This window comes from Chromatiales bacterium 21-64-14 (assembly GCA_002255365.1).
Taxonomy (GTDB): Bacteria; Pseudomonadota; Gammaproteobacteria; order 21-64-14; family 21-64-14; genus 21-64-14.
On sequence record NCBI01000003.1, the window covers coordinates 98,703 to 124,948 of the forward strand.

A 26,246-nucleotide genomic window follows, 5' to 3' on the forward strand; every position below is an offset into this window, starting at 1 on the left:
CGGCGCAATACCCTTGCACCGTGCCCCGGTTCTGATAGGCTGTGCGCGGTTCCGGTTCCCGGCGCCGGGTGTTCGCCGTCCGTTTGCGCCCGCGGTGTAATTGCGTCATGTCCGCCGCGGCCTAGACGTCGCTGCACGGACCCGGCCAGGATCCACCACCGCGGGTCAGGCCCATCTATGTCAACGCATCCGGCGCTCGACGCCGCGTTTCTCCTCGGCCATCCCCTCAGCTTTGCGGCCGCGCTCCTGGTGGTGTTCGCCGCCTTCTACGTGCGTGCAACCATCGGCTTCGGATCCGGTCTGATCTCGGTATCGCTGCTCACCCTGCTGTTCCCGATCAAGGCAGTGGTCCCGGTAGTTCTGCTGCTGGACCTGTTAGGCGCGCTGGCGCTGGGCGCCTACGACCTGCGTCAGATGCGACCCCGAGAGCTCGGCTGGCTGCTTCCGGGAAGTCTGCTCGGAGTCCTGGCCGGCGCCCAGGTGCTACGCGACAGCGCCGCCCAGCAGCTCACCCTGTTCCTGGGACTGTTCATCATCGCGTATGTCCTCTACGCGGTGCTGATCAAACCGGAACGACTGCCGCGGATTGGCCCGGCCTGGGCCCTGCCCCTCGGGTTGCTCGGTGGCGTGATCGGAAGCCTTTACGGCGGCGGTGGCCCCCCCATTGTGGCCTACCTGCAGATGCGTCACTTGGACAAGCGGGCCTTCCGCGCCACGTTTCAGGCCATCGCATTGGTCGACAACGGGGCCCGCGGCTTCGTGTATGCGGCCTTCGGACTGATGTACCTCCCGCAGGTCGAGGCATTCATGGTACTCGCCCCGGCAGTACTGGCAGGCCTGCTACTGGGCAACCGCCTCCACTTCCGGATCCGCCATGAAACCTTCCTGCGCGCCACCCTGGCAGTGCTGTTTGCGGTGGGGATGAAGTATCTGCTGTATTAACGGAGCGTCGGCGCAGCGCCGGTGGCCACCGCCCGTCGCGCTCAGCGGACCAGACGGGCCTGCCCGGGGCGCTGGCGTACCTCCATGGCCCGCGGTCCCTTGGCGGCCGCGCGGCGCACCATTGGATCCCCGTCTACCATCAGACGCTGGCGTTGGGCGTCGGTCAGGAGTGGATTGCGCGCGATGAAATAGCGGACGTTCGGATCCACGTCCTCCACACAGCACGCGACCTGCGCGGAAGTGAGGTCGTGACGCTTGGCAATGCACAGGCGGATTACATGGTCTGCATCCCCCAGCAGGGCCTCTACCTCCTGCGGACGCAGATCCACGCGGCGCGCGAAATAAACCCGCACGTGCATCCACTGCTCCTTGCGCAGGATCAACTCCCGGTAGCCATCGGGAAGATCTTCGCACAACGCGAGCCGCATACGTTCTTCTAGAGACAATGCCCGGTAGTGCCGCTCCAGTTCGGTTTTGGGTCGCTCGCGGGGATGGGTCATGTGGGAAAGTGGCCAGGGCGGATTCCAGGACTGGGAAGTCTGCCCCCACGCGGCGCCGAATTCAAACCACTAGCCCCGCCTCGCAGGGCGCGGGTTCATGGTAGTGTGGAAACGCATGCGGTCCCGGGCCGGGGACCGCTCCAATGATTCCGGAGACTGCCGATGTTCGTGGTAACCAATCGTGTGCCGGTGGCCAAGGAATGGTGGGAACGGTTCGAAGAGCGGTTTCGCAATCGCGCTGGACAGGTGGAAAAGCAGGTGGGATTCCTGAGCATGGAGATTCTCCGCCCGGTGAGCCCGGACACGCCCTATGTAGTACGCACTGTGTGGGAAGACCACGCGGCGTTCGAGGCCTGGATCCGCAGCGACGACTTCCAGGCCGCGCACCGCAACCCGCTGCCGAAGGAGGCCTACGCGGGCCAGGGCGGCCTGGAACAGCACGAGATCGTGATCCAGGCCAGGAGGCCTTGAGTCGCACCCGTACGCCCTCAGTAATGAGGTGGCGGCGGCTCCTCCGATGCAGGGGTCACTGGAGACGGCGCCAATTCCCGCACCAGCTCCATGAGCCGACCGTGTTGCGCCCGCAGCTGGTCGATCGCCTGCTGCTGCTCCACCACGACCCGGTTCAAAGTCTCCAGAACCGCCTCCTGGTGAGTCACACGGATCTCCAGGTCAATGACGCGTTTTTCCATACTGAACTCCCGGGCTGGCCCGCCACGCCGAAGGGCGCGGCAAACAGGGTGGTTATGGTATTCTGAACAGATCCCAGTCGGATTCCCTCCATGCTCGATGACGAGAACGAAGACCTGCGACGCAAGCTGAGCGAATTGCAGACAGAACACCGTGACCTGGACGACGCCATCGCCCGTCTTTCGGGCGATCCGCTGGTGGATCAGCTACAGATGCGCCGCCTGAAGAAGCGCAAGCTGCTACTGAAGGATCTGATCGCCAAACTGCAGAGCAAACTGATCCCGGACCTGGATGCCTAGCCCGCGTTTCTCACCGGTGTTCCTTGCGAGGGCGCCGCGGCGCCACCCAAATCGAACGCACCACGCGCCAAGCGCCGGCGGCGTAACCGGTACGCCCTCGCTGCGCATGGACCGGACGTGCTTCCCGGGACGCCGCTGGAAAATACCGGCCAGACCTCTACTCGTCCCGCGGTACGCCGGCGCGAAGCCGCTTAGCGACACCGCGCCGGCGCTTTTCGTCCAACTGGCGACGCTTCGACCCGAGACTCTGCCGGGTGGCGATACGTGGTGTCGGGCGCTCCGCGGCCCTGCGAATCCAGCTTACCAGCCGCTCCACGGCGTCCCGGCGGTTGCGCTCCTGGGTCCGGAACCGCCGCGCATCGATCACCAGGATTCCATCGTTATTGATGCGTTTGCCCGCAAGGCGGATGAGGCGTTCCCGCACCGGATCCGGCAGGGAGGCCGAGCGGGCCACGTCGAAACGCAGTTGGACGGCGGTGGCGACCTTGTTGACGTTCTGCCCCCCGGGACCCGAGGCGCGGATAAACCGCGCCCTGATCTCGCGCTCGTCCAACTGCAGGTCGTCGGTAACGAAGATCATGGCGGAAGGGTACGCGCCGTTCAGCATCACCTCAAGCCCAAACCCGCGCCGCGATACGCCGGGTACCGGAGCGGCGGCTGCGCCACCGCTAACCCACGGGCTGCCCGTCCAGGCTTGGCATGACCGGGCAGCCGGCCCCCTGGTACGTCTATATCGTGCAGTGCCGGGACGGTACCCTATACACGGGTATTACTACGGATGTGACGCGACGGGTGGCGGAACACAACCACGGCGCACTCGGCGCCCGATACACTCGGGCGCGGCGTCCGGTGCATCTGATCTACCAGGAGCGCAGCGCATCCCGCGCGATGGCGGCGCGCCGCGAACATGCCATCCGGCGCCTGCCGGCCGCAGCAAAGCGGGCCCTGGGCGGCGAACCCGGCACCGCGGCGGGCCCGCTCCGACCCGGCGAGTCCTGAAACCTTGCCCCATCAACAGGCGGCCGCGGCAACCTCTTGGGCGGCGCCGACAAGACGCTCCTTGGACACTGCGCCCGCCACGATCCGATCCCCGAACAGGTAGGTCGGTGTGTTCACGATGCCGAGCTGCAATGCCAGCCGACGGTTGCGTTGCAGCCGTTCCTCGTAGCGCGGGTCGGTCCAGGCGCGCCGCACCGTATCCGCCCCGACTTCGCAGGACGCCGCCAACTCCCGCAATTCCTCCTCGGCCCCGATATTGCGGCCCTCTGCGAAATAGGCCTCATAGAGCCGTCGATGTAACCGGTAGAAGACCGCACGGTCATCCTCCTTCGCCGCCTCCGACAGGAGCAGGGCCCGGTGGGAGTTGGTGGACACGGTCAGGTCCGCAAACCGCAGGCCCTCCTCCGCGGCCATGCGCGCGAGGCGCGTCATCTTGCGTTTCAGGAGTTCCGGCTCATAGGGCAAGGCCTCTGCCGGTATGGTAGCCGGGGAGTTCTCCGGGTGCACCTCCAGAAGACACCAGTTCACCCGCAGGTCGTAGGTCTCGCGCAGGGCGTCCAGACGGGTCACGCCTACATAGCAGAACGGACAGATGTAGTCCACGAACACCGTCACCAGCAACGTCGGTTTGTCCATGCCACGGCCCTTCCGCGAACGCCAGTCGCGCCCAAAGTATAGTCCGGATCGCCGACCACGGCCGCCACGCTCAGTAGCAGTCAGCAGGCCAGATAAAGAAGCGCGGAACTCCGGATCACGGCGGTGGCGGCGTGGAAACAGCGTTCCCCGGGCGGGACCGGCGCGGCTGCTTACTTGCCAGTCCAAGTCGCACGCCGTGATCTGTGGCCGCAAGCCATTCCCAGGCGCGGTGGTACGAGGGATCCCCGGGCAGCGGATCCGGCGCCGTCACGACCAGACCGGCGGTGGCTCGTCCATGAGCGCGGCCTGCTCACGCAGGGACAGGATGTGCTCTTCCCAGTAGCGGCCACCGGCGAACCACGGGAACGCGCGGGGAAACGCCGGATCGTCCCAGCGCCGTCCAATCCAGGCCGCATAGTGGAGCATCCGCAGGGTGCGCAGGGCCTCGATCAGGTGGAGTTCCCTGGGATCAAACGAATGAAATTCGGTGTAGCCCTCCATCAGGTCCGCGAGCCGCGCGGTCATGAACGCGCGATCCCCGGACAGGAACATCCACAGGTCCTGCACCGCGGGTCCGGTACGCGCGTCGTCGAAATCCACGATATGGGGGCCATCATCGGTCCACAGGATATTGCCCGGGTGGCAATCGCCATGCAGGCGGATCCGCGCCACCGCGCCGGCGCGCGCATAGCAGGCCCGGATCCGGACGATCAGGTCCTCCGCGAGGCTGCGGTAGGCCAACTCCAGGTCGTGCGGGATAAATCCACTCTCCAACAGGTATTGGTAGGACTCGACGCCGAAGTTCTCCACGTCCACCGACGGCCGGTGGCGATAGGGTTGCACGGCCCCAAGGCCGTGGATCCGGGCCACGAAGCGGCCGAGCTGCTCCAGCTGCCCCGGGTCTTCCAAGTCCGGGGCCCGGCCCCCGCGCCGCGGATAGAGGGCAAAGCGGAACGGCCCGTGACGGTGCAGCGTAACGCCCTCCGGATCCACGATGGGAGCGACTACCGGGATCTCCAACTCCGCCAGCTCCAGCGTAAAGCGGTGTTCCTCCAGGATCGCATCGTCGCTCCAGCGGCCGGGGCGGTAGAACTTCACCACCACCGGCACCGCGCCGTCGAGACCCACCTGGTAGACCCGGTTTTCGTAGCTGTTGAGGGCGAGGAGGTGTCCGTCACAGGGATAGCCAGCCCCCTCCACCGCATCCAGGATCTGGTCCGGGCCGAGCTGGGCGTAGGGGGTCTTCTCATCGTCCTCGGTCATGGCATTCCCGCGGCAGCCGTGGCGTAGCGCCCGGCCTCCCCCGCATTGTGGGCCATGGGCACCCGGTTAGCGATCCCCGCGGGCGCGGATGCCGGTCCCGCCGACGTTCCTCGACGCGCTCCCGTCGCGGCCGCTGACGCGCCGTCGTCGAGGAACGTCGGCGGAAAATTCGGGCCGGAGCCTGTCCAAGTAGCACGTGCGAACGCGACGCACGGCAGATCAAACCCGACTCCGATCCTTTGCGGCGCATAGGGGCACGGCGCGATACCGATCAGGGCACTGATCGGCGCCACGATCCGGTCCCCTTCCGTCGCCGCCAGCGCACCGCCGGGCATGAGATCGGGCTGGACCTCCACCAGGAGCAGCACCGCGCGATCACGGTCGACTCGCACGTTCTCCATACCCATGGTCCTGCCTCCCGGCCGCCACGGGCCACCGGTCCACGCTGCCGCAACCGCGGCCCGACCTGATCCTACCATCGTAACGCCACCCCGGCGCGGGTCTCAACCCGTGCCCACGGCAGGCCACCGGATTGCCCCCCGATCCGCGGCTCCGTACACTATCGTGGAAATTGCCGCGGGAACTTCACAGGGACACGGCCGGACACCGGCGGGATACGGCGGCCACCACCACCCCAACGCAGAGGCGCACGATTGGATCTGGTCATCGTTGCACGCCGGCTAGGCACCGAAGTGGCGAAACTGCGGTTCGCGGCACCGGTGACCCACGTATACAATCCGCTGGAATACGCTTGGCGTCCGCACCAGGAGTACCTGCGCCGCTACGGCAGCGGGAGCCGTGAGGTGGTGCTGGTCGGGATGAATCCGGGACCCTGGGGCATGGCCCAGACCGGTGTCCCGTTCGGGGACGTGGAACTGGTGCGCGGATGGCTCGGCATCGAGGCCCCGGTGACCCAGCCGCGCAAATCGCACCCCAAGCGCCCGGTGACCGGCTTTGCCTGTCCGCGCGGCGAGGTGAGCGGGCGGCGCCTGTGGGGTTGGGCGCGTGACACCTTCGATACACCACGCCGGTTCTTCGCGCGATTCCTGGTAATCAACTACTGCCCGCTGTGCTTCATGGAAGACACCGGTCGCAACCGCACCCCGGACAAGTTGTCGGCCGCGGAGCGCGAACGGCTGTTCGCGGCCTGCGACGCCGCGCTGGTGGCAACCGTGCGTTGCCTGCGGCCGCGCCACGTCCTGGGGATCGGCCGCTTCGCGGAGGGCCGGATCCGCGCCGCCTTGGCGGATGCGGACATCCGGATCGGTGCGGTCCCCCACCCCAGCCCGGCCAGTCCCAGCGCCAACCGGGGCTGGGCGCGCCAGATGGACGCCGCGCTGCAGCGGCTGGGCATCCAGCTGCCCTGACGGTCCCAGCACGCCCGGATGGGCGCTCCCCGTCAGTGCGCCACGGGCCCCGTGGGCAATGACACGAACGCGCCAGCGAGCAGCCCAATCAATAAGTAAACCACCACCACCGCCATCACCACCACCACGGTATAGCCCAACGCCCGCTCGCGGGGCGCCCCCATCACCACCGGCAGTCCTAGGTACAGCAGGTACAAGCCGTACAGGCCGGCGGCGAGGGCGAGCACCGTCAGCACCGGCACCAATACGAACACGCTGGCCAACCAGCCCGGGGTGCTGACGTAGGCAGCCACCTTCAGCGCCTGAATGGGATCTTTGCGGCCGCCGAAGGTGGGCGCAAGGACATCCACCACCAGGGCGACCACGAATACCGCCGCCATGTTGAGCGCGAATGCCAGGACCGCTTGACCCACAGCCGACGGCAGCGGATAGCGCCCGCCCGCGTGCAGGTCGATGCCGAACATGGCAAGGCGAATCAGCAATGCCACCGGACCAATGGCGGCCAGGGGAACGATATATTCCCGGTACAACCCCCGGATCGTGGCGGGTTCCTCCGCAATAACCTGCCACTCCTGGCGCGGTTGCAGCAGGATATTCCGGGCTCGGTCGGCGATCTTCATGCATACCCCCCTGTTGCGCAACGCACCGGCCGCGGCCGGACCGGTTCATCTCCCGGCCGGCTTAGAGTACCATCGAAGCGCGCCGCGGACACACCGCCGCCGCGTGCCGATCCGCGCGCTCCGATCCACCTCACTGCCAGGGTAATCTCCTTGATCGACTCCGCCCATATCCTGCTCTTCGCCGTCATGCAGGGCGTCACCGAACTCTTTCCCATCAGCAGCCTCGGACATGGCGTACTGCTCACCACCCTCCTGCACTGGAATCTGAACCGGCACAACCCGGACTTCCTGCCGTTCCTTGTAGTGCTGCATCTGGGGACCGCCGGCGCCTTGTTCCTGTTCTTCTGGCGCGACTGGATGCGGCTGTTCTCGGGGCTCGCGGACGCCCGGGGCCGGGCCACCAACCCCGAGGCGCGGCTGTTCTGGCTGCTGGTGGTAGCCACGATCCCCGCGGGCCTGTTGGGACTTGCGCTGGAAAAGAAGCTCCGGCTGTTGTTCTCCAACGTCACCGTGGTCGCGGTATTTCTCGCGCTGAATGGCTTGGTCCTGTTGGCCGGTGACCGACTCAAGCGCCGCGAGACCACCCAACGGCTGGACCACCTGTCCTGGGGCCAGGCACTGTTGATCGGCTGCGCCCAGTCCCTGGCGCTGATCCCGGGAATGTCGCGTTCCGGAGTCACCCTGGTGGCGGGGCTCGCCAATGGCCTGGACTACGGCGGATCCGCGCGCTTCTCGTTCCTGATGGCCACACCGATCATTGGGGCCGCGGGCCTGCTGGAGGTGCCGAAGCTGTTCGCGGCACGCGCCCATATGGACATCGGGCTGGTGTTCCTCGCCGGGCTGGTAGCCGGCGGGTTCGCCTACGCCAGCACCTGGGTACTGATGCGTTACTTCAACCGCAACGAGGTGCAGGCATTGCGCCCGTTCGCCTATTACTGCATGGCGGCGGGAGCCGGCGCGCTGTTCTGGCATCTGGGGCTCTGAATGGAAGTCACGCCAGCCGCGGACTACACAGACGCTGCGATACGGAATCTGGGGCAGGCCCTCCGATGCTCAGATTCCACTGCCCCAAAACGACATTGGCCCACCGCAAGGCCGCACTGCACAGGCCACCACACAGGTCGACCTGTGCAGGGACCCGGGGGAACACCGTCAGAACATATTGAACAGATCGCCGACCACATCGCTCGCCACGGCGAACCCGGCTCCCATGCCCAACCCACTGGTAACATTGCCCCAGAAACCGCCGCCGGACATCGGAGACTGGCTCGCCCAGCCGCGTGGCTGCACCGTGGGATTCGGGTGAGACTGGAGTTGGCCCTCCAGTGTGCGGATGTACTCGGCCATCTGGTTCACCATCGTCACCACCGCCTGGTTCTGCTGCTGAACCGACATGGCGATCTCCCGCAGATCCATGGCCCATTCGCGCCCGGTGGTCTCATCGGGGGCCGCGGCACGCAACTTCTGGGCAAGGGTCTGCATGTTCTGGAGCGCGGTCTGGGACTGCTGCTCCACCTGCACGATCTGATTCTCTGCACTGGCGTAATCCACGGGATCTCCTCCTCCATCCGGCCCGAACGCCGGTTTCGCACTACTGAGACCATGGTCCCGGCGCCGGGTTCCCGGCACGGTGCCGGGGCGATCCAGGGTACGCCGGGATCGAGCTTGCTTCGGCCTCTCGATTATTCTCGGATCGAATTTCTTAATTGGCCTTCGGCCCGGGGTCGGCTTAGAGTATTGTTTGTGCCCGTCCCCGCCACCGCGCCCCACCCCCCGGACCCGTGCCTATGAGCAAGCCATCCCCTGCTCCAAAGACCGAAGACAAGAACACCACCTGTTATATGTGCGCCTGCCGCTGCGGTATCCGGGTGACGCTGCGCGACGGCGAGATCCGCTATATCCAGGGCAATCCCGATCACCCAATCAATCAGGGCGTGATCTGCGCGAAGGGCGCCTCCGGCATCATGAAGCAATATTCGCCCGCGCGGCTGACCAAGCCCCTGCTGCGCAAACCCGGCGCGGCGCGCGGCGCGGGGGAATTCACCGAGATCTCCTGGGACCAGGCGTTCACACTCCTGGAAGAACGCCTGCGGCGCATTCGCGCCACCGACCCGAAGAAGTTCGCGCTGTTCACCGGCCGCGATCAGATGCAGGCCCTGACTGGTTTGTTCGCAAGGCAGTTCGGTACCCCCAACTATGCCGCCCACGGCGGTTTCTGTTCCGTCAATATGGCGGCCGGGATGATCTATACCATCGGCGGCTCGTTCTGGGAGTTCGGCGGGCCGGACCTGGAGCGCGCGCGGCTGTTCATCATGATCGGCACCGCCGAGGACCACCACTCCAACCCGCTCAAGATCGCGATCTCCAAATTCAAGCGCAACGGCGGGAAATTCATCTCCGTCAATCCGGTGCGCAGCGGCTATTCCGCCATCGCCGACGAGTGGGTCCCGATCCGCCCCGGCACCGACGCCGCCCTGCTGCTGGCCCTGATCCACGAGATCGTCCAGCAGGGGCTCTACGACCGGGACTTTCTCACCCGCTACACCAACGCCGCGGAACTGGTATCGCAAGACGAGGCCAGCGATGAGTACGGCCTGTTCGTGCGCACCGACAAACCGGTGGACGAGGGTTGCTTCGATCCCCAGAACAAGCTGTGGTGGGACCGGATACTCGACCGGCCGGTGGAACCTCATCAGGAGGACGCCGATCCGTTCCTGCTGGGCGCGTTCACGCTCCCCGACGGCAGCCCGGTCAAGCCGGCGTTCCAACTCCTGGTGGAGCGGGTAAAGGACTACACGCCGGAGTGGGCCGCGGGCATCACCGGGATCCCCGTGGAGACCATCCGGCGGCTGGCCCGCGAGATGGGCGTCACCGCGCGCGATCAGAAGATCGAACTGCCGATCGCCTGGACCGACACCTGGGGACGGGATCACGAGACGGTCACGGGAAACCCGGTGGCGTTCCATGCCATGCGCGGCTTGGCGGCGCACTCCAACGGTTTCCAAACCATCCGCGCCCTGTCGATCCTGATGACGGTGCTCGGCACCATCGACCGGCCCGGGGGCTTCCGGCACAAGGCCCCGTTCCCGCGCCCGATCCCCCCGTGCGCGAAGACTCCCCGTCACCCCGACGCGGTGCAACCCGACACACCGCTGGCCGGCATGCCGCTCGGCTGGCCCGCGAACCCCGATGATCTGTTCGTGGACGACGCGGGCAAGCCGGTGCGGATCGACAAGGCGTTCTCCTGGGAATACCCGCTGGCGGTGCACGGGCTCATGCACAACGTCATCACCAACGCTTGGCGGGGTGATCCCTATTCCATCGACACTCTGCTGATCTTCATGTCCAACATGGCATGGAACTCCACCATGAACACCGTGGAAGTCCGCCACATGCTCAACGACCGGGACACGGATGGGGAATTCAAGATCCCGTTCCTGGTGGTGTGCGACACATTCCAGTCGGAGATGGTCGCCTACGCCGACCTGGTGCTGCCGGACACCACCTATCTCGAACGCCACGACGTCATGTCGATGCTGGACCGGCCGATCTCCGAATTCGACGGCCCGGTGGACGCGGTGCGCATCCCGGTGGTCCCTCCCACCGGCGAATGCAAGCCGTTCCAGGAGGTATTGGTTGAACTGGCAGGCCGCCTGAAATTCCCGGCATTCGTCAACCCGGACGGCTCGCGCAAGTTCCGGGACTACCCGGATTTCATTATTCATCATGAAACCGAGCCCGGATCCGGCATCGGTTTCCTGGCCGGTTGGCGCGGCAAGGGTGGCGAGAAATTCATGAAGGGCGAGCCCAACCCCAATCAGTGGGAGATGTACGCCAAGAACAACTGCGTGTTCCAGTACAAGTTGCCGCCTTCCTATCAATACATGCGCAACTGGAACCAGGGCTATCTGGAATGGGCGCAGCGCCACCGTCTGACGCGCTATGCCGAACCCATCCTGATCCATCTCTATTCCGAGGTGTTGCAGAAATTCCGGCTCGCGGCCCAGGGCAAACGCCCCGGACGCCAACCGCCCGACCGGCTCCGTAAACGCATCGAGACCTACTTCGATCCGCTGCCGTTCTACTACGAACCGTTGGAGGCGCAAATCACGGATCGCACGCGCTACCCGCTCAACGCGGTCACCCAGCGGCCGATGGCCATGTACCACTCCTGGGACTCCCAGAACGCTTGGCTGCGCCAGATCCATGCGCACAACCATCTGTTCCTCCACCCAAGCGTGGCGCGCGCCAACGGATGCGCGGACGGCGATTGGGTCTGGGTGGAATCCCAATGGGGCCGGGTACGCGCCCTGTGCCGCTACTCGGAGGCGGTGGAACCCGGAACGGTGTGGACCTGGAACGCGATCGGCAAGGCCCCCGGGGCCTGGGGACTGGACCCTGCGGCCAACGAGGTCCGCAAGGGCTTCCTGCTGAACCATCTGATCACCGAGGAACTGCCGACCCTGACGGACGGGGAACACCTGTCCAACTCGGACCCGGTCACCGGGCAGGCCGGCTGGTACGACGTAAGGGTGCGTATCTACCCGGCCGGGCCCGACGAGCCGCAGCTGACATCCCCGGAGTTCGCCACGGTGCCGCGAGCACCCGGCACCGCACCGCAGAGCCCAAAGCGCCTCGCCTACCGGGCGGGCGCCGGCCTCATGAAAAAACTGTTTAGATAACGGACGCCAGACACCCATGACCCAGCTCGCCCTCATCATTGACCTGAACGTCTGTGTCGGGTGCAGCGCATGCGTGACCAGCTGCAAGGAATGGAACACCTCCGGCAGCGCCGGCCCCCTGGTAGACCTCAATCCCTACGGGCCGGACCCCAGCGGCACGTTTTTCAACCGGGTACAGACCTTCGAGGTGGGCACCTATCCCAATACCCAGACGGTCCACTTCCCCAAGTCCTGCTTGCACTGCGAGGATCCGCCCTGCGTGCCGGTGTGCCCCACTGGCGCCAGCTACAAGCGGCCCGAGGACGGCATCGTACTGGTGGATTACGACAAGTGCATCGGCTGCAAATATTGCTCATGGGCTTGCCCCTACGGCGTACGCGAGGTGGACGCGCAGCGTCGCGTGATGACAAAATGTACACTGTGCGTCGACCGGATCTACGACGAATCGCTTCCGGAGCGGGAGCGCAAGCCGGCGTGCGTGCTGGCCTGCCCCACCAACGCGCGTCTGTTCGGAGACGTGCACGACCCGGAGTCCGAGGTCTCGCTGATGATCCGCGAACAGGGCGGCTATCAACTTATGCCAGAATGGGGCACGCGGCCCGCGAACCACTACCTACCACTGCGCAAGACCTCGATCCGCATCCATGACGACCAGTTGGTGCGCGCAGACAACCCACTGAAAAAGGAATCACGGCTGCCAAAACCGGGTCTCGAAGAGCCGTCTCTGGACGATGTGACGAGCTGGTAGACCGTGCCTGAACGTGGATCGATGTCCGTCGGCCCTATTATGCGCCGCCGCGAACACCGGGACGGGACATTTCCAACATCATCTGTCGTGTAAAACCACACCCGAGCGACCACCAGTACTGACTCAGGAACCGCCACCCATGCGTCCCGCCTTTTCCGTAATCTATCTGACCACTCTGATCGGCGCCGGGCAGGGCCTGTTTCTCGCCCTCTACACCAGTGAACTCTACTCGGTCCTCGCGGTGCTTCCGGCCCAGAGCGGGCGCGCGTTCTACGCCCTGGGCAGCGCGCTGGCGCTGTTGCTATTGGTGGCGGGTCTGATCGCGTCGTTCTTCCACCTGGGGCGCCCGGAGCGGGCTTGGCGTTCCGCTGCGCGCTGGCGCACCTCCTGGTTGTCCCGGGAAGTCATCGCGCTACCCGTGTTCATGGCCGCGGTGTTTACCTACGGTGCCCTGCACTTCATGGGTTGGAACCCGGTGCTGCTCACGGTGGGTCCCGGCATCGCGTTGCGCGTTACGCTGGTGGCGGGAACGGTCGGGGTGGTCCTGTGCCTCACACTTTTTGTTTGCACCGGAATGATCTATGCGTGCCTGCGTTTCCTGCAGGAATGGGCCACTCCGCTCACGGTGGTGAACTTCACCCTGCTGGGGTGCGCCTCCGGATTTACCCTGGCCACGGCCTATGCGGCCTACGCCGGTCATGGCCTAGTCCACTTCTTCGGGGGATGGGCGTTGATCCTGACCGCATTGAGTTTCGCGGGCCGGTCCGCGGCCCTGATCCGCAACGCGCGCCTGCGTCACAAGTCCAGCCTGCAGACCGCCATCGGCGTACGGCATACCCACATCCGCCAGATCTCCCAGGGGGCCATGGGCGGCTCCTTCAATACCCGCGAATTCTTCCATGGGCGTTCCGCGGCCCTGCTGCGCACCATAAAGTGGGGCTCTACGATCCTCGTGTTCGCGGTCCCCGCCGCGTTGCTGGCCACCGCCATGAGCGGCCAGCGGCCAGCGCTCCTCGTCGCGGCCTTTGTTCTCCAATACCTGGGTTTACTCGGGGAACGTTGGCTCTTCTTCGCGCAGGCGGAACACCCCCAGAATCTTTATTACCAGGCGGCGTAGGAAACTGTCCAAGTAATCCGCGCGCAGCGAAGCGCGGGGGAATCGGGGCAGATTTCTGATCTCTCGAGGAACGTCATGGACGCTATACGACGAAAGAGATCAGAACTACGGACCGATTTGACACCGCCGCGCAACATCATGATAACTTGGACCGTCGGTCGGTCCCTTACCCCGCCAGTAGCCAGAGCCACCGGGCGGTCTCTGACCGGCGCGCGCGGGGTGTAGTACACTAATCGAACGGGTAACGGCACGACACAGGGACCCCGGAACCGGCAAGGAGCATCGGCATGCCAACCGTGTTCATCACCGGCGCAAACCGCGGCCTCGGACTGGAATTCGCCCGGCAGTTCGCCGTCGACGGCTGGCGCGTGCTCGCCACGTGCCGCGCACCGGAACGCGCGGCCGACCTCGCGCGGCTGGCCGCGCGACAATCTGAAATCACGGTCCACGGGCTGGACGTCGCGGACCACCGGGCCATCGACGCCCTCGCCCACCGGTTGAGCGACGTGTCCGTCGACCTGCTACTCAGCAACGCCGGGATTTCCGGCGATTCCGGCGACTCCGGCGACCGCGGATTGGGACACCTGGACTACGGGGAGTGGACCCGTACGTTTCAAATCAACACCATGGCCGCTGCGCGGCTCGCGGAGTCCTTCGGGGATCACCTGGCACGCAGCGAGCGCCGCCTCATGGTCGCGCTCACCAGCCTGATGGGTTCTATGGGCGACAATAGCAGCGGCGGCAGCTATTTGTACCGTTCCAGCAAGGCGGCGCTGAACGCGGTGATGAAGAGCCTGTCCATCGATCTGCGGCCGCGGGGAATCGGGGTACTGATCTTGCACCCGGGCTGGGTCAGAACCGATATGGGCGGGCCCGACGGACTGATCACGCCGCAGCAGAGTGTGGCCGGCATGCGCGCCATAATCGATCGCTATACCCCCGCGGACTCCGGCCGGTTCCTCAACTACGACGGGTCCGCGCTCCCGTGGTAATACCGATCCTCACCTGCCGCCGGAGACGTCGCAGGCGGCCTTTACCCCGGTTCGGGACGCCGTACGCAACCATTTGGGCATCCGCACCAGCGCGAGGATGTCACGTTGGGACCGTCCCGCAGCGTTCCCAACCACCATTCAAGGAGTGGAACCATGGCGATCATGAAAGCAGCGCAGATCTCGGGACCGGGCGCGGATTTCGAACTGGTGGAGCGGCCGGTACCGGAACCCGGCCCGGGGCAGGTACGGGTCAAGGTCGAGGCCTGCGGTATCTGCCATAGTGATATGTTTGTGAAGGACGGTCTGTTCCCGGGCATTGAATACCCGCGGATTCCGGGCCATGAGGTGGCTGGCACCATCGACGCGCTGGGCTCGGGCGTGCGGGGATGGACGACCGGACTCAGGGTCGGCGTGGGCTGGCACGGTGGTCACTGCTTCCATTGCGCCGCCTGCCGGGCGGGCGACTTCATCAACTGCGCCGACGCGCAAGTCACCGGAATCCATTTCGACGGTGGTTATGCCCAGTACCTGTGTGCGCCTGCCGAGGCCGTGGCCGCGATCCCGGACGAACTCAAGGCGGTGGACGCCGCGCCCCTGCTGTGTGCCGGCATCACCGTCTACAACGCCCTGCGCAGCAGCGGCGCGCGACCCGGGGATGTCGTGGCAATCCAGGGACTCGGCGGCCTCGGACACCTCGCGGTGCAATACGCGCAACGCATGGGCTTCCGTACCGTAGCTATATCACATGGCGACGCCAAACGCGCCCTCGCGCAACAACTCGGGGCCCATCACTATATCGACACCCGTGCCGAGGATCCCGCGCAAAGCTTGCTGGCGCTGGGCGGAGCGCGGGTGATCCTCGCCACGGCACCATCGAGTCCCGCGATCGGTACCGTGCTCGACGGACTGGCGCCCAACGGGTCCGTCATGGTCGTTGGTGCGGACGCCCAACCGATACCAGTCACGCCACTACAACTGATCCGGGGACGTCACCGCCTGCAGGGCTGGGCCTCCGGCTCGGCGCAGGATTCGGAAGACACCATGCGCTTCAGCACGCTGACCAAAGTAAGTCCGATGGTCGAGACGTATCCTTTGGCGCAGGTGAGCAAGGCCTACGAACGGATGATCACCAACCAAGCCCGCTTCCGGGTGGTCTTGACTATGGTTTGAACCATCAGCAGAAGGAACACCTACGGTGAACAATACGGTAGAGGCCGTAAGGCTGGACATCGGTGGCGGACTGCAGGGCGTCTACGCCCGTCCGGGATCCGCAGGACCACACCCCGCCCTGCTGATTTTCACGGAGGCATACGGACTCAACACCCACTTCGAGCAGCTCGTGCGACGCCTTGCCGCGGCCGGTTACTGCACGCTGGTGCCCGATCTCTACCGGGGCGACGTGTACGACTACAGCGACGTCGACAGCGCCCGTGCCCGGTTGCGCCTGCTCCGTGACGCTGCGGCCATGGAGGACACGGGCCGGGCCTTGGACTTCCTGGCGGCACGCAAGGAGGTGGACCAGGCGCGCATCGCAGTGCTCGGGTTCTGCATGGGCGGGCGGCTGGCGTTCCTCGCCCACGGCACCTATCCCACCCGGCTGCGGGCCGCGGCCTGCTTCTACGGCGGCGGCATCGCCCCGGAGCGGGATCCCCTGGATCGCCCCGCGCTGCTGGATCAAGCGCCACGGATGCAGGGCCCGCTGCTGCTGATCTATGGTGCCGAGGACGGATCGATCGCTCCAGAGGAGCACGGACGGGTCGCCACCGCCCTCAGTGCAGCGGGCAGACGCTATACCCTGGCGGTGTTCCCCGAGGCGGGGCACGGCTTTTTCTGCGATGCGCGGCCCAGTTACCGTCCGGCTCCGGCCGCCGAGGCGTGGACGCTTCTGCTCGAGTTCCTGTCCCACGCCCTCAACACCAGCCAGTGAGGATTCCCTATGGCCAAGCTCGCAATCGTGCTCCTGTCGGACATGAAGGACCCGGTCAAGGTGGAGATGGCCTTGCGCTTCGCCCTGGTGGCACACACCAAGGAACGCCTGGAGGACATCCAGTTCTTCTTCTTCGGTCCCGGAGTACAAGTGCCCGCCCAACTCCGCGGCCATGACCAACTGGGGCCGGTGTTGCGCGAACTGCTGGACTCCGGGCTCACAACGCTGGCTTGCATCTACAACGCGCGCCAGCTTGGGCAGATGGACGCACTGCGGGACGCGGAGATCCAGACCCAGGCCATCGGCGATGACCTAGTACAGGTCATCGATCAGGGCTATCAGATCATGACCTTCTGAACGGATCACGAGTGACGGCCAACAACTCCGCACGATCAGCGAGCCCCGTAGTAACCCACCGCCAACACCGCGATAGAGATCACCGCAACGGCTCCATGCAATAGGATGAATGGCCCCGGCAGGTTGCGGCGGCGCAGGTGAAAACTGAACAGCAGCAGACCACCGGCCGCGGTCAGGCCGAACAACAGTAAGACGTCGTTCAGCAGCATGGTATCCGCGGCACCGGATACCACCATGCCCAGAAGGACGAGTCCTGCGATCGCCACCGCCCCGTGGACCAGGGCGAGGCCGGTAGAGGGAAGCCGGTCGCGCAGGGCTTGGCCCGCCAGCACGCCCCCCAATAGCGCAGCGACGACGAACAAAAGCAGGGCTCCGGTGACCATTCTCCACTCCTTGCCGTACACACCAAGCCCCGCGGCCATGAAAGATGGACCCGGGGCCGATCCGCTCCGGCGTCCGCCGGAGTCCCGGTAACAGACCCGCCAGGGCCCTAAAGGTTCGCTCCACGGCCGGCCTGCTGTGGCAGCGTCTGCTCAGGACCGTGTACAATAACCGCCTATTGCCAACTCACCGCGTCCCAGACGGGCCATCGCAAAGCTCAGGGTCGCACGGCCATCGTTGCCGCGTCCACGCCCGGCCCCTCACTCTGACACAAGGAAAGCCCCATGTCCGGCTCACGCACTCTGGTCCTCCTGCCCGCCATCTGCCTCGCGCTGACGGCCTTGCTGTGGGGACAATCGGCCCCGGCGGCCTCGACCTTGAAACAGGCCCAGGAACGAGTGGGCCAGATCAGCCATGGCCATGCCACAGTACACCAGGTATTCAAGGGACCCGCGGGACTCACCGGCGTGGTATTGGAAATACAGGGGCGCAAGACCGTGGCTTGGCTGACGGCGGATGGCCAGCACCTGCTGCTGGGCAACCTGTTTGGACCGAACGGCACCAACGAGACCCGCGCCGCAATGGAACAAGTGGGCCTGATTCCCAAACCTCTGCCGGTGCCGGAACTGACGGAACGTAGCGCACGGGCGGATGGGTTCACCGTGGGCAAGAAAGGCCCACTGCTCACCGCCTATATCGACCCGAACTGCATCTACTGCCACAAGTTCTATGAACAGATCATGCCCCTGGTGAAGAAAGGTCGCATCCGGGTGCGGTTCATCCCGGTGGCATTTCTGAAACCCAGCAGCCCCGGCAAGGCCGCCGCGCTCCTGCACGCCAAGGATCCGGCAGCGGCCCTGGCCACGAATGAGGATAGTTTCGATACCACCCACGAAGAGGGGGGGCTCAGCCCCTTGGCCCATCCACCCGCGGCGCTGCTGGCAAGGATCAAATCCAACACGGAACTGTTGGGCAAAAGCGGTCAGCTCGCTACCCCGACACTGATCTACTGCAACCGGAAGGGTACGCCGGTGCTGCTCCAGGGGCTTCCGGACGGGGCCATCGAAACGATGATGAAGTCCATCGTGGACGTCAGGAACGGGCGCTGCGCCGCGGCGGCGGGCTGAGCCCTCCCGGTCCCCCTCTCGACCGGTTAACCCACCGCGTTGGGGTCGGCGCTGCCCCGCGGGCGCTACCAACCGCACTGGGACGTCCTTGACAGCGAATTAAACGAGTGATTAATTAGGGCGCGGGAACCGGCCGGAAGCCAGCGTCCATGGAAGCGATCCGACGGCGGGCGGGAAGACGGGTGGAACGGCAGGGCCCGGCGGTGCGCCGTGCCCTATTGGACTGCGCCCGGCGTTTGTTCGCGGAGCATGGTTACGCCGGGGTCTCGCTGCGCCAAGTGGGCCGGGCCGCCGGGGTCAACCCGGCCATGGTCCATTATTACTTTGGCGACAAGCGCGGCCTCTATCGCCAGATCTTCCATGAAGCAGCCGGGCCGGTGTTGGATCAGGTCCGCCGGCTCATCGACGACAACGGCACCACCGACACACATCCGATCCAGACCTTCCTCACCCTGCTCATGCGCACGCTGGCCCGTTCGCCTTGGCTGCCGGCATTCATCACCCGTGACGTGCTGGCACCGGACGGTGAATTCCGGGAAGAGTTCGTCCATACCTACGCCTCCCCAGGCGGGACCGGTGTGGCGACATTGATCACCCGCGAAATCGCCGCAGGCCGGCTACGCTCCGACCTGGATCCGGATCTGGCGGCACTGTCCCTTGTAAGCTTGGCCCTGTATCCCTTCATCGCGCTGCCGGTAGCGCGGCGGGTATTCGATGTGCCCATAGAACCGGACCGGATCCAACGGCTGGTCGAACACACCACCCGGTTGTTCTTCTCGGGCACCGGAGTATCACCGGCGCTTGGTACGCCTCCACCCCATCTCCAAGGAACGCGTCCATGGTGAAACCGACTGCCCGGATATTGGTGGTGATGGTGCTGCTGCTCCTCATCGCCGTCGGTGCGGGCGCCGCGTGGTGGCGCGGCGATGTTCACCACGGTACCGGCGATCCGGAGCTCGTCCTGTACGGGAACGTGGATATCCGTCAGGTGGAGCTGGCGTTCAACGGCAATGAGCGCATCGCCGCCATGGAAGTACAGGAAGGGGACCGGGTAAAGAAGGGGGAATTGCTGGCGCGCATGGATACCCGGAGATTGAAGAGCGCGGCGGATCAGGCCCGGGCGCGGGTCGCCGCCCAGCGCCAAGTGGTGGCACGCCTGCTGGCGGGCAGCCGGCCCGAGGAGGTCAGCAAGGCCCGCGCCGACGTGGCCGCCGCGCAAGCGGAGGCCTATAATGCGGTACGCAACGCCCAGCGCCAGCAGGCGTTGGTGCGCAAAAAACTCATTTCTTCGGCCCAGGCCGATGACGCCGCGGCCGCGGCGGACGCGGCCCGCGCGCGCCTTGATGCCGCCCGGCAGACCTTGAAATTGGTGTTGGCGGGACCGCGGCGGGAGGATATCGCGGCCGCGCAGGCCACCTTGCAGGCCGACCAGGCCGCCCTCGCCCTGGCACAAGTCGCACTCGCCGACGCCGACCTTTATGCCCCCGCCGATGGCGTAGTGCAGGACCGCATCCTGGAACCGGGCGACATGGCCTCCCCAGCCCGACCCGCCTTCACCCTGGCCCTCACCGATCCAATGTGGGTACGGGCCTACGTAGCGGAGCCGGATCTGGGCAAGATCCGTCTCGGCATGCGCGCGGAAATCACCACCGACAGCTACCCGGCAAAACGCTACCCGGGCTGGATCGGTTTCATCTCTCCCACTGCGGAATTCACACCGAAGTCGGTGGAAACCCCCCAGGTGCGCACCCGCCTCGTCTATCAGGTGCGGGTGTACGTCTGCAATCCCCAGGGGGAACTGCGCCTCGGGATGCCCACCACCGTGCACATCCCACTGCGTCAGACCGGCACCCCGCAACCCGATACCGCCCGACGCTGCGCCGGGCGATGAACGCCGGGACTCCGGCCACGGTGGTGCCCGTCCACAGCGGGGATGTGGCCGTGGAACTCACCGCGGTGGACAAGGCCTTCCAATCCGGCGGACGCCGGGTGCAGGCCCTGCACGGAGCCACACTGCAGGTGCGCCACGCAATGGTCACCGGCCTGATCGGACCGGACGGCGCCGGCAAGACCACTCTCATGCGTCTGGCGGCCGGGTTGCTGGTGGCGGATGCCGGCGGCATCCGGGTCCTGGGCCTGGACGCTGCGCGCGACTCCCTCGCAATACAGGGCTCCATCGGCTATATGCCCCAACGTTTCGGGCTGTACGAAGACCTCACGGTACAGGAGAACCTGGATCTCTATGCCCGGCTCCAGGGAGTCCCGGCGGTCGAACGCGGGGCGCGCTACCGGGAGCTGATGGCCATGACCGGGCTGGGCCCGTTCACCGGCCGTCTCGCTGGACGCCTGTCCGGCGGGATGAAACAGAAGCTGGGGCTTGCCTGCACCTTGGTACGACCCCCCCGGTTGCTGCTGTTGGACGAGCCGACGGTGGGCGTGGATCCTATCTCGCGGCGCGAGTTGTGGTCCATTGTCTACCGGCTGGTCCGGCAAGAGGGCATGAGCGTGCTGCTCAGTACCGCCTACCTGGATGAGGCGGAACGCTGCAACGAGGTGGTGCTGCTGCACGAAGGCAAGGTCCTGGGACACGGACCACCGGAACAGTTCAAGGCCCCCCTGCATGGGCACACCTACGCGGTCCGTGCCACGCAAGCGATGAAAAAGCGTGCCCTGCAGGAACGGCTCGCCAACGCGGCCGGTGTCCTGGACGCGGTGATCCAGGGCGACCACGTGCGTCTGGTAATGGACAGCGCGGTCCCTCCGGATCCAGAGGCGCTGCTGCCCGGTATCGCCGGCGTGTCCCTGGAGGCCGTCGAGCCGCGCTTCGAGGATAGCTTCATCGCCACCCTGCGCACCGGGTACGGGCGTCGGGATGGGGGATACGGCACGGTGTCCGCGCCAAACGGTGCGGCGATCGCGCTGGACCATGGCGCCCCGGTGATCCGGGTACACGAACTGGCGCGGCGCTTCGGGGAATTCTACGCCGTACGCAACATCAGCTTCGAGGTCAACCGGGGTGAGGTATTCGGGCTACTGGGCGCGAACGGCGCGGGCAAGTCCACCACCTTCCGCATGTTGTGCGGGCTGCTGCCTCCCAGTAGCGGCGAACTGCGGGTCGCGGGCGCGGACCTGCGCACCGCCGGCGCCGCGGCCCGCAGACGCATCGGCTATATGTCCCAGAAGTTCTCCCTCTATGGAAATCTGAGCGTGGCGGAAAACCTCCAATTCTTCGCCAGCGCCTATGGACTCTCCGGGCAGCGCCACCGGGAGCGCATCCGCCGGGCCCTGGTGGAGTTCTCGCTCGAGGAGAGCCGGGACGTGACCAGCGCGGACCTGTCCCTGGGTTTCAAACAACGCCTCGCCCTCGCTTGCGCCCTGATGCACGAGCCGCAGATTCTGTTCCTGGACGAGCCCACCTCGGGGGTCGACCCCCTGGCACGACGCGGATTCTGGCAACGCATCAACCACGTCGCGGAACAGGGGGTCACGGTACTGGTGACCACGCACTTTATGGAAGAAGCCGAGTACTGCGACCGGCTCGCCATCATGGCGGCCGGCGAGATCCTGGCCCTGGGCACGCCAGCGCAGATCAGGGAACAGGCCCGGGGCACGCAGCGCCCGGACCTCTCCATGGAGGACGCCTTCATCGCGTTGATCGAGGCCCACGCCGGGCCGCGGGAGGACCCATGAAGGGCACTGCCGTCACCCCCACAGGTCACGCCCGCGGCGGATCAGGAATGCGGCTGGGCGGCTTGATCCGCAAAGAATTCCTGCAGATCGTCCGGGATCCCAGTAGCATCGCCATCGCGTTCCTGATGCCCGTACTGCTGTTGCTCATCTTCGGCTATGGCGTTTCCCTGGATGCCAAGCACGTGCCCATCGCGCTGGTAGTGGACCAGCCCAGCGCCGACACGGCCAGTTTCACCGGCGCGTTCCAACACACCCCTTACTTCACTGCGGTCCAACTGCCGGACATGGGTGCAGCCACCGAGGCCCTGATGGCAGGCCGGGTGGATGCGATACTGCGACTGCGGGCGGACTTCGCACAGCAGCTGCGCCGTCCGCGCGGCGCGCCGATCCAGTTGCTCGTCAACGGCGTGGACGCCAATACCGCGCGCCTGGTGCAAGGCTATGTGGCTGGGATCTGGGTAGGCTGGCTGGAACAGCGGGCCCGGAGCCGGGGACTCGGGCCGGCCATCCCCGTGCAACTCGACCAGCGCGTGTGGTTCAACAGCGAACTGCGCAGCCGCAATTACTTGGTGCCGGGGCTCATCGCGGTGATCATGACCTTGATCGGTGCGCTGCTCACCGCCATGGTGATGGCGCGGGAGTGGGAACGTGGCACCATGGAGGCGCTGCTGGTAACGCCGGTGGCCATGCGCGAAGTACTGTTCGGCAAGCTCGTCCCCTACTTCATCCTCGGAATGGGGGGCATGGCGCTGTCGGTGGCGATGACGGTGTGGCTATTTCACGTACCCCTGCGTGGTTCCCTGGCGGTGTTGTTCGTCTGCGCGGCCCTGTTCCTGCTAACGGCGTTGGGTATGGGACTGCTGATCTCCATCACCGCCAGGAATCAGTTCGTCGCGGGACAAGCCGCCATTATCGCCACCTTCCTTCCGGCGTTCCTGCTCTCGGGGTTCGTGTTCGACATCGGCAGCATGCCGCAGGTGGTGCAGCTCATCACCCATCTGATCGCGGCCCGGTATTTCGTGTCGATCCTGCAGACGGTGTTCCTGGCCGGCGACCTGTGGGGCGTGATCCTGCCCAACGCCCTGGCGTTGATCGTGATGGCCGTGATCTTCCTGGGCCTCAGCCGGCACCGGGCACACAAACGGCTCGAATAAGGCACAGCGCGGGGACTCAAATCATGTTGAAACGGATTATCGCCCTGGTGAAGAAGGAATTACTCGCCCTGCTGAAGGACAAGCAGACCCGCTTCGTACTCATCGGTCCACCGATCATCCAGCTCCTGGTGTTCAGCTATGCCGCCACCTTCGACCTGAATCACGTACCGTTCGCCGTCTACAACGAAGACCCGGGGTCCGCCGCGCGCCAACTGGTGGCGCGCTTCCAGGGGTCGGAAAATTTCCAGGAAGTGGCACCGATCACCCGGGAAGGTGAGATCGCGCCGACCCTGGATGACAAGCGCGCGCTGCTGGTACTCCATATCGGCCCGCAGTTCAGCCGCAATCTGCAACTCGGCCGCCCCGCAGACCTGCAAGTGTTATTGGACGGGCGCAACTCCAACACCGCATTGATCGCCCTGAACTATGTGCGTGATATCGTTATCGCCTTCAACCAAAAATGGGTGACGGAACACGGCCTGCCCGCCGCCCCCGCGCACCTGGAGGTGCGCGCCTGGTTCAACCCGAACCTGGAAAGCCGGTGGTTCATCGTTCCGGGCATCGTGGGCCTGCTCACCCTGGTGGTCAGCATGATGGTGACCTCCCTCTCGGTGGCTCGGGAACGCGAGCATGGCACCTTCGATCAGCTCCTGGTAACCCCACTGCGCCCACTGGAAATCCTGATCGGGAAGGCGCTGCCCGGCTTCATCGTCGGACTCGTAGAGGCCTCGGCGATCATCGTGGTAGTGGTGTACTGGTTCCAGATCCCGCTGTTGGGCAGCCTCGCCACCCTCTACACCGGATTGATCTTGTTTCTGCTCTCGGCGATCGGCGTAGGGCTGATGATCTCATCCCTCTCCGCCACGCAACAGCAGGGGATGTTGGGGGCGTTTCTGTTCCTGGTGCCGGCCATCATCCTGTCGGGATTCGCCACCCCCATAGCCAACATGCCGGAGCTGGTCCAGACGATCACCCTGATCAATCCCATGCGCTACTTCATGGTGGTACTGCGCGGGGTATTCCTGGAAGGCACCCCGTTCCACATGTTGATCCCCCAATTCTGGCCCATGGCCCTGATCGGCTTGGTCACCCTGACCCTGGCGGGCTGGCTGTTCCGCCACCGGATGCACTGACTCTCCGGGGCCTTGCGCATTACGCAAATAGATTGTAAGCTACTAATTCGTTCCCTTATTATCAATGCATGGAAATGACCAGACCCAAAGTGTCCGATAATTTTGGTGCCCACCTCGGGGAAACCGCCCGGGCTTGGCGCAACCGTCTGAATCAGCGCCTCAAGCCCCTCGGGCTGAGCCAGGCTAAATGGTTGGTACTCCTGAAGTTGTCGCATGGCGGCGACGGCATGGTCCAGAAGGAGCTGGCCGAACGTATCGGCGTCGAGGGTCCCACCTTGGTAGGACTGTTGGACCGCATGACCCGGGACGGCTGGATCGTGCGCCGCGATTCCCGCGCCGACCGGCGCAGCAAGACCGTCCATCTCACCGAGCAGGCGAACGCGGTCACCAGGGAGATCGAGGCGGTAGCGGCCAAGCTGCGCCGCGAGTTGCTGGCAGATATACCGGCGGAACAACTGCAATGCTGCCAGGACGTCCTGCAACGGATCCGGAACAAGGCGGAACGCGTCTAGCCCTTCCCCGGCCGACGCACGCCATATTCCCGCCCCAGGGTACAATCAGGAGATCCGTTCGTGCGTGTCATCTCATGGAGCCTCGCCGCGGTAGCAACCCTGGCCGTTGCCGCGGGAAGCTATTGGTATTGGGAACATGTCCAGCGCTACCCGAGCACCGACGACGCCTACGTGGGCGCCCACGTCGTACGCATCGCGGCACAGGTTGAAGGGCGCGTGACAGGCGTCCACGTCCGCGATCAGCAACAGGTCGAGCGCGGTACGCCCCTGTTCGATATCGATCCCCAACCCTTTGAACTGGCAGTACAACGGGCACGCGCCCATTTGGCGGTTGTGCGCCAGACGGTAGCGGCGGAAAGCGCCGCGATACGCGCCGCCGCGGCCGAAGTAAATGACCGCCAGGTATTGCTGGACAACGCCCGGGAAAGCGCCGGCAGGATACGCCACTTGGTGGCACGGCATTTCGCCTCGCAACAGGCCGTGGATGACGCCAACGCCGCGGTGAACAGCGCCCGCGCCCAGCTTGCGCTGGCGCAGGCCAGCCTCCACGAGGCGCGCGTGACCTTGGGAACCGGCGGCCAAGGCAATCAGCAGCTCCGCGAAGCGCAAGTGGAGCTGGCGCAAAACGAGGTGAACCTCAGCTACACCCACCCGGCCGCGCCCTGTGACGGACAGATCGCGCAACTCTCCCTGCGGCCTGGTGACGTGGTATCACCCGCGGTGCCCCTGTTCGCGCTGATCTGCAACCACGAGTGGTGGGTGGACGCGAACTTCAAGGAGACCCGGCTGGAACGCATCCATGCAGGGCAACCGGCAACGGTCGACGTGGATATGTACCCAGGGCATCCGTTCCACGGCCGCGTGGAACAAGTGGGAGGCGCGAGCGGCGTGGCCTTCTCACTGCTGCCGCCGCAGAACGCCACCGGGAACTGGGTCAAGGTGACTCAGCGGGTGCCGGTTCGGGTCCTGATCGCGGATCCGAACCCACATTTCCCCCTGCGTGTGGGGACCAGCGCCGAGGTGACCATCGACACCGGCGCCACGCCCCGACACCGCGGCAGATAGCACCCCTTACCGGACCAACTTAAACGCCACGGGTTCCTCCTATGG

General features: G+C 65.6%; 30 protein-coding genes. 21 read left to right on the plus strand and 9 right to left on the minus strand.

The features are described 5' to 3' along the window. Positions 1 to 177 precede the first annotated feature (177 nt). Entirely contained in the window at positions 178 to 942 is a 765-nt protein-coding gene (locus B7Z66_03270; GenBank protein ID OYV77745.1) for a hypothetical protein, read from the plus strand. 41 nt (positions 943 to 983) lie between these two features. On the opposite strand, the gene B7Z66_03275 is transcribed toward B7Z66_03270, so the two are convergent. Beyond that, positions 984 to 1,442, minus strand: a complete 459-nt coding sequence (locus B7Z66_03275; GenBank protein ID OYV77746.1) for a hypothetical protein — start codon at positions 1,440 to 1,442, stop codon at positions 984 to 986. Between the two features lie 162 nt (positions 1,443 to 1,604). Here B7Z66_03275 and B7Z66_03280 point away from each other — a divergent pair, with 162 nt between their 5' ends. Beyond that, positions 1,605 to 1,913, plus strand: coding sequence for an antibiotic biosynthesis monooxygenase (locus tag B7Z66_03280; protein ID OYV77747.1), 309 nt, complete (start codon positions 1,605 to 1,607; stop codon positions 1,911 to 1,913). 17 nt (positions 1,914 to 1,930) lie between these two features. Here the strand turns inward: B7Z66_03280 and B7Z66_03285 are convergent, their stop codons facing one another. After that, positions 1,931 to 2,134: a hypothetical protein gene (locus tag B7Z66_03285; protein OYV77748.1), complete on the minus strand. Its 204-nt coding sequence runs from the start codon at positions 2,132 to 2,134 to the stop codon at positions 1,931 to 1,933. Positions 2,135 to 2,224: 90 nt separating this feature from the next. On the opposite strand from B7Z66_03285, the gene B7Z66_03290 reads away from it, so the two are divergent. Further along, positions 2,225 to 2,431, plus strand: coding sequence for a hypothetical protein (locus B7Z66_03290; protein ID OYV77749.1), 207 nt, complete (start codon positions 2,225 to 2,227; stop codon positions 2,429 to 2,431). Positions 2,432 to 2,588: 157 nt separating this feature from the next. Here the strand turns inward: B7Z66_03290 and B7Z66_03295 are convergent, their stop codons facing one another. Continuing rightward, positions 2,589 to 3,011 carry an aminoacyl-tRNA hydrolase gene (locus B7Z66_03295; GenBank protein ID OYV77791.1) on the minus strand — a complete coding sequence of 141 codons (423 nt, stop codon included), beginning with the start codon at positions 3,009 to 3,011 and terminating at the stop codon, positions 2,589 to 2,591. A gap of 119 nt (positions 3,012 to 3,130) precedes the next feature. Here B7Z66_03295 and B7Z66_03300 point away from each other — a divergent pair, with 119 nt between their 5' ends. After that, positions 3,131 to 3,430 carry a hypothetical protein gene (locus B7Z66_03300; protein ID OYV77750.1) on the plus strand — a complete coding sequence of 100 codons (300 nt, stop codon included), beginning with the start codon at positions 3,131 to 3,133 and terminating at the stop codon, positions 3,428 to 3,430. Positions 3,431 to 3,442: 12 nt separating this feature from the next. Here B7Z66_03300 and B7Z66_03305 read toward each other — a convergent pair whose 3' ends face one another. From B7Z66_03305 to B7Z66_03315, 3 genes are all read right to left on the minus strand, one after another. Then, complete coding sequence (locus B7Z66_03305; GenBank protein OYV77751.1) at positions 3,443 to 4,066, minus strand: hypothetical protein; 624 nt, start codon at positions 4,064 to 4,066, stop codon at positions 3,443 to 3,445. Positions 4,067 to 4,333: 267 nt separating this feature from the next. After that, on the minus strand, positions 4,334 to 5,329 hold the full coding sequence (locus tag B7Z66_03310; GenBank protein ID OYV77752.1) for a stress response serine/threonine protein kinase YihE: 996 nt from the start codon (positions 5,327 to 5,329) through the stop codon (positions 4,334 to 4,336). Next, positions 5,326 to 5,736: a hypothetical protein gene (locus tag B7Z66_03315; GenBank protein OYV77753.1), complete on the minus strand. Its 411-nt coding sequence runs from the start codon at positions 5,734 to 5,736 to the stop codon at positions 5,326 to 5,328. Before B7Z66_03315 ends, B7Z66_03310 begins: the two co-directional genes overlap by 4 nt. A 246-nt stretch (positions 5,737 to 5,982) precedes the next feature. On the opposite strand from B7Z66_03315, the gene B7Z66_03320 reads away from it, so the two are divergent. Further along, positions 5,983 to 6,696 (plus strand): single-stranded DNA-binding protein, encoded by a 714-nt coding sequence (locus tag B7Z66_03320; GenBank protein ID OYV77754.1) that lies wholly within the window; start codon positions 5,983 to 5,985, stop codon positions 6,694 to 6,696. Positions 6,697 to 6,728: 32 nt separating this feature from the next. On the opposite strand, the gene B7Z66_03325 is transcribed toward B7Z66_03320, so the two are convergent. After that, on the minus strand, positions 6,729 to 7,316 hold the full coding sequence (locus B7Z66_03325; GenBank protein ID OYV77755.1) for a hypothetical protein: 588 nt from the start codon (positions 7,314 to 7,316) through the stop codon (positions 6,729 to 6,731). Positions 7,317 to 7,469: 153 nt separating this feature from the next. On the opposite strand from B7Z66_03325, the gene B7Z66_03330 reads away from it, so the two are divergent. Further along, positions 7,470 to 8,300: an undecaprenyl-diphosphatase gene (locus tag B7Z66_03330; GenBank protein ID OYV77792.1), complete on the plus strand. Its 831-nt coding sequence runs from the start codon at positions 7,470 to 7,472 to the stop codon at positions 8,298 to 8,300. A gap of 168 nt (positions 8,301 to 8,468) precedes the next feature. Here B7Z66_03330 and B7Z66_03335 read toward each other — a convergent pair whose 3' ends face one another. Then, complete coding sequence (locus B7Z66_03335) at positions 8,469 to 8,867, minus strand: hypothetical protein (GenBank protein ID OYV77756.1); 399 nt, start codon at positions 8,865 to 8,867, stop codon at positions 8,469 to 8,471. Between the two features lie 236 nt (positions 8,868 to 9,103). Here B7Z66_03335 and B7Z66_03340 point away from each other — a divergent pair, with 236 nt between their 5' ends. From B7Z66_03340 to B7Z66_03370, 7 genes are all read left to right on the plus strand, one after another. Beyond that, complete coding sequence (locus tag B7Z66_03340; protein ID OYV77757.1) at positions 9,104 to 11,998, plus strand: formate dehydrogenase; 2,895 nt, start codon at positions 9,104 to 9,106, stop codon at positions 11,996 to 11,998. 16 nt (positions 11,999 to 12,014) lie between these two features. Continuing rightward, positions 12,015 to 12,746, plus strand: a complete 732-nt coding sequence (locus tag B7Z66_03345; protein OYV77758.1) for a ferredoxin — start codon at positions 12,015 to 12,017, stop codon at positions 12,744 to 12,746. Positions 12,747 to 12,885: 139 nt separating this feature from the next. Beyond that, positions 12,886 to 13,863 carry a DMSO reductase gene (locus B7Z66_03350; GenBank protein ID OYV77759.1) on the plus strand — a complete coding sequence of 326 codons (978 nt, stop codon included), beginning with the start codon at positions 12,886 to 12,888 and terminating at the stop codon, positions 13,861 to 13,863. A gap of 287 nt (positions 13,864 to 14,150) precedes the next feature. Beyond that, positions 14,151 to 14,855 (plus strand): short-chain dehydrogenase, encoded by a 705-nt coding sequence (locus tag B7Z66_03355; GenBank protein ID OYV77760.1) that lies wholly within the window; start codon positions 14,151 to 14,153, stop codon positions 14,853 to 14,855. A gap of 153 nt (positions 14,856 to 15,008) precedes the next feature. After that, positions 15,009 to 16,025 carry an alcohol dehydrogenase gene (locus tag B7Z66_03360; protein OYV77761.1) on the plus strand — a complete coding sequence of 339 codons (1,017 nt, stop codon included), beginning with the start codon at positions 15,009 to 15,011 and terminating at the stop codon, positions 16,023 to 16,025. A 25-nt stretch (positions 16,026 to 16,050) separates the two neighbouring features. Continuing rightward, the gene (locus B7Z66_03365) at positions 16,051 to 16,782 is read left to right on the plus strand and encodes a carboxymethylenebutenolidase (GenBank protein ID OYV77762.1); all 732 of its coding nucleotides are present in this window, start codon (positions 16,051 to 16,053) and stop codon (positions 16,780 to 16,782) included. 9 nt (positions 16,783 to 16,791) lie between these two features. Beyond that, positions 16,792 to 17,139, plus strand: coding sequence for a hypothetical protein (locus B7Z66_03370; GenBank protein ID OYV77763.1), 348 nt, complete (start codon positions 16,792 to 16,794; stop codon positions 17,137 to 17,139). A 35-nt stretch (positions 17,140 to 17,174) separates the two neighbouring features. On the opposite strand, the gene B7Z66_03375 is transcribed toward B7Z66_03370, so the two are convergent. Then, the gene (locus B7Z66_03375; protein ID OYV77764.1) at positions 17,175 to 17,522 is read right to left on the minus strand and encodes a hypothetical protein; all 348 of its coding nucleotides are present in this window, start codon (positions 17,520 to 17,522) and stop codon (positions 17,175 to 17,177) included. 282 nt (positions 17,523 to 17,804) lie between these two features. Here B7Z66_03375 and B7Z66_03380 point away from each other — a divergent pair, with 282 nt between their 5' ends. The 8 genes from B7Z66_03380 to B7Z66_03415 all read left to right on the plus strand — a co-directional run bounded on the left by B7Z66_03380 (position 17,805) and on the right by B7Z66_03415 (position 26,201). Continuing rightward, a complete protein-coding gene (locus B7Z66_03380; protein OYV77765.1) occupies positions 17,805 to 18,647 on the plus strand; it encodes a thiol:disulfide interchange protein DsbG in 843 nt (280 codons plus the stop codon). A 149-nt stretch (positions 18,648 to 18,796) separates the two neighbouring features. Continuing rightward, positions 18,797 to 19,492, plus strand: coding sequence for a hypothetical protein (locus B7Z66_03385; GenBank protein ID OYV77766.1), 696 nt, complete (start codon positions 18,797 to 18,799; stop codon positions 19,490 to 19,492). Beyond that, positions 19,486 to 20,538 (plus strand): hemolysin D, encoded by a 1,053-nt coding sequence (locus tag B7Z66_03390; protein ID OYV77767.1) that lies wholly within the window; start codon positions 19,486 to 19,488, stop codon positions 20,536 to 20,538. Before B7Z66_03385 ends, B7Z66_03390 begins: the two co-directional genes overlap by 7 nt. Then, complete coding sequence (locus B7Z66_03395; protein ID OYV77768.1) at positions 20,535 to 22,337, plus strand: ABC transporter ATP-binding protein; 1,803 nt, start codon at positions 20,535 to 20,537, stop codon at positions 22,335 to 22,337. The genes B7Z66_03390 and B7Z66_03395 overlap by 4 nt, the downstream gene beginning before the upstream one ends. Next, on the plus strand, positions 22,334 to 23,491 hold the full coding sequence (locus B7Z66_03400; protein ID OYV77769.1) for a hypothetical protein: 1,158 nt from the start codon (positions 22,334 to 22,336) through the stop codon (positions 23,489 to 23,491). The genes B7Z66_03395 and B7Z66_03400 overlap by 4 nt, the downstream gene beginning before the upstream one ends. Positions 23,492 to 23,514: 23 nt before the next feature. Continuing rightward, positions 23,515 to 24,624: an antibiotic ABC transporter permease gene (locus B7Z66_03405; GenBank protein ID OYV77770.1), complete on the plus strand. Its 1,110-nt coding sequence runs from the start codon at positions 23,515 to 23,517 to the stop codon at positions 24,622 to 24,624. Positions 24,625 to 24,692: 68 nt separating this feature from the next. Continuing rightward, positions 24,693 to 25,136 carry a hypothetical protein gene (locus tag B7Z66_03410; GenBank protein OYV77771.1) on the plus strand — a complete coding sequence of 148 codons (444 nt, stop codon included), beginning with the start codon at positions 24,693 to 24,695 and terminating at the stop codon, positions 25,134 to 25,136. Between the two features lie 60 nt (positions 25,137 to 25,196). Further along, entirely contained in the window at positions 25,197 to 26,201 is a 1,005-nt protein-coding gene (locus tag B7Z66_03415) for a hypothetical protein (protein ID OYV77772.1), read from the plus strand. Positions 26,202 to 26,246 lie beyond the last annotated feature (45 nt).

Excerpts from the sequence above, each read along its gene's own strand:
- B7Z66_03270 (OYV77745.1), top strand. The coding sequence starts at position 178 with ATGTCAACGCATCCGGCGCTCGACGCCGCGTTTCTCCTCGGCCATCCC.
- B7Z66_03275 (OYV77746.1), bottom strand. The coding sequence starts at position 1,442 with ATGACCCATCCCCGCGAGCGACCCAAAACCGAACTGGAGCGGCACTAC.
- B7Z66_03280 (OYV77747.1), top strand. The coding sequence starts at position 1,605 with ATGTTCGTGGTAACCAATCGTGTGCCGGTGGCCAAGGAATGGTGGGAA.
- B7Z66_03285 (OYV77748.1), bottom strand. The coding sequence starts at position 2,134 with ATGGAAAAACGCGTCATTGACCTGGAGATCCGTGTGACTCACCAGGAG.
- B7Z66_03290 (OYV77749.1), top strand. The coding sequence starts at position 2,225 with ATGCTCGATGACGAGAACGAAGACCTGCGACGCAAGCTGAGCGAATTG.
- B7Z66_03295 (OYV77791.1), bottom strand. The coding sequence starts at position 3,011 with ATGATCTTCGTTACCGACGACCTGCAGTTGGACGAGCGCGAGATCAGG.
- B7Z66_03300 (OYV77750.1), top strand. The coding sequence starts at position 3,131 with ATGACCGGGCAGCCGGCCCCCTGGTACGTCTATATCGTGCAGTGCCGG.
- B7Z66_03305 (OYV77751.1), bottom strand. The coding sequence starts at position 4,066 with ATGGACAAACCGACGTTGCTGGTGACGGTGTTCGTGGACTACATCTGT.
- B7Z66_03310 (OYV77752.1), bottom strand. The coding sequence starts at position 5,329 with ATGACCGAGGACGATGAGAAGACCCCCTACGCCCAGCTCGGCCCGGAC.
- B7Z66_03315 (OYV77753.1), bottom strand. The coding sequence starts at position 5,736 with ATGGGTATGGAGAACGTGCGAGTCGACCGTGATCGCGCGGTGCTGCTC.
- B7Z66_03325 (OYV77755.1), bottom strand. The coding sequence starts at position 7,316 with ATGAAGATCGCCGACCGAGCCCGGAATATCCTGCTGCAACCGCGCCAG.
- B7Z66_03340 (OYV77757.1), top strand. The coding sequence starts at position 9,104 with ATGAGCAAGCCATCCCCTGCTCCAAAGACCGAAGACAAGAACACCACC.
- B7Z66_03345 (OYV77758.1), top strand. The coding sequence starts at position 12,015 with ATGACCCAGCTCGCCCTCATCATTGACCTGAACGTCTGTGTCGGGTGC.
- B7Z66_03350 (OYV77759.1), top strand. The coding sequence starts at position 12,886 with ATGCGTCCCGCCTTTTCCGTAATCTATCTGACCACTCTGATCGGCGCC.
- B7Z66_03355 (OYV77760.1), top strand. The coding sequence starts at position 14,151 with ATGCCAACCGTGTTCATCACCGGCGCAAACCGCGGCCTCGGACTGGAA.
- B7Z66_03360 (OYV77761.1), top strand. The coding sequence starts at position 15,009 with ATGGCGATCATGAAAGCAGCGCAGATCTCGGGACCGGGCGCGGATTTC.
- B7Z66_03370 (OYV77763.1), top strand. The coding sequence starts at position 16,792 with ATGGCCAAGCTCGCAATCGTGCTCCTGTCGGACATGAAGGACCCGGTC.
- B7Z66_03375 (OYV77764.1), bottom strand. The coding sequence starts at position 17,522 with ATGGTCACCGGAGCCCTGCTTTTGTTCGTCGTCGCTGCGCTATTGGGG.
- B7Z66_03380 (OYV77765.1), top strand. The coding sequence starts at position 17,805 with ATGTCCGGCTCACGCACTCTGGTCCTCCTGCCCGCCATCTGCCTCGCG.
- B7Z66_03385 (OYV77766.1), top strand. The coding sequence starts at position 18,797 with ATGGAAGCGATCCGACGGCGGGCGGGAAGACGGGTGGAACGGCAGGGC.
- B7Z66_03390 (OYV77767.1), top strand. The coding sequence starts at position 19,486 with ATGGTGAAACCGACTGCCCGGATATTGGTGGTGATGGTGCTGCTGCTC.
- B7Z66_03395 (OYV77768.1), top strand. The coding sequence starts at position 20,535 with ATGAACGCCGGGACTCCGGCCACGGTGGTGCCCGTCCACAGCGGGGAT.
- B7Z66_03400 (OYV77769.1), top strand. The coding sequence starts at position 22,334 with ATGAAGGGCACTGCCGTCACCCCCACAGGTCACGCCCGCGGCGGATCA.
- B7Z66_03405 (OYV77770.1), top strand. The coding sequence starts at position 23,515 with ATGTTGAAACGGATTATCGCCCTGGTGAAGAAGGAATTACTCGCCCTG.
- B7Z66_03410 (OYV77771.1), top strand. The coding sequence starts at position 24,693 with ATGGAAATGACCAGACCCAAAGTGTCCGATAATTTTGGTGCCCACCTC.